The organism is Streptomyces sp. SID14515, from assembly GCF_010548505.1.
Lineage (GTDB): Bacteria > Actinomycetota > Actinomycetes > Streptomycetales > Streptomycetaceae > Streptomyces > Streptomyces caviscabies.
The window spans coordinates 1-241 of sequence record NZ_JAAGMH010000150.1; the positions used below are offsets into that span (position 1 = coordinate 1).

Here is a 241-nt window from a genome sequence, read left to right on the forward strand (position 1 = left end):
GCCCGTCGGGACCGGTGAGAGCCTGCCCGCCGCCGTCGCCGAGGAGCTCGCCGCCGAGGTGGAGGAGGTCGAGGAGGCCGCCCCGCGCGGACGCCAGCGCCGCCGGGCCACCGCCGCCGCCGGCCGCCCCGAGTTCACCGCGAAGACCGAGGAGCCGACCCGCAAGGGCCGGCGCGCGACGCGCCCCGCCGTCGCCGTCTTCCAGGCCCCGGTCTTCGCCGAGCCGATGTTCCAGACCCCC

1 protein-coding gene is annotated in these 241 nt (G+C 80.1%); it reads left to right on the forward strand.

The annotated features are described in order from the left end of the window. Positions 1-241: hypothetical protein (locus G3I54_RS38795; protein WP_164622169.1), on the forward strand; the 241-nt coding region annotated here is incomplete at both ends.